Annotated in this window: 1 protein-coding gene; it reads right to left on the reverse strand. The window is 55.9% G+C overall.

Annotation, left to right across the window (positions count from 1 at the left end; all coding sequences use genetic code 11):
- Positions 1-669 (reverse strand): hypothetical protein (locus tag GJS45_RS23575; RefSeq protein ID WP_202928167.1); only part of this gene is annotated, 669 nt, incomplete at both ends.

Here is a 669-nt window from a genome sequence, read left to right on the forward strand (position 1 = left end):
TGGCGGTTCTTTCGGTCGTTTCAGTATCCAGCGCAGTTGCAAGCGTGGTATCTGCGGATTTTCGTTCGGCCGTTTCCGTGGTAAGCGCCATTTCCAACGTGGCTTCTCCGAATACTCGTGCCGCCGTTTCGGTAGTTAGGTCGGCATTAATCGTTGCTTCTGCTCCTTCCGCACGGGAGGTTTCTGTCGCAATAGTTGTTTCCAGCGCCGTATCTGCGGCTTGTCTTTCAGTCGACTCGGTGGCCAGGTCGGCAACAATACCGGCTTCTGCCAATTCAGCCCGGTCAGTTTCGGCCGTAATAGCCAGGTCCAAATTGGTATCGGCTGCCTGCCGGGTGCTGCTTTCGCTGGCCAGGTCAGCGGTCAACTGGTTCTCTGCTCCCACGGCCCGTGTCGTTTCCGTTTCGATGGCCGCTTCCAGTACGCCTTCTGCAGCCAGAGCTCGGTCAATTTCTTCATTCAGTGCCGTCTGATTGCCGGATGCCGATGCGTCCACGTAATCCTTTACCGCTTTGGCACTGGTGTATTTGATATCCGATTCGCCGTCGGTAGTAATGCTTGTGCTCTTGTTGGAAAGGTCTTCTTTTTCGGCTTCCGCGGCCAGGGCACGGGTAGTTTCTGTGGCAATGGCGGTTGCCAAAGTCGCGTCATTGGCGGTTCTTTCGGTCG

Source organism: Cyclobacterium salsum, assembly GCF_010119245.1.
GTDB lineage: Bacteria > Bacteroidota > Bacteroidia > Cytophagales > Cyclobacteriaceae > Cyclobacterium > Cyclobacterium salsum.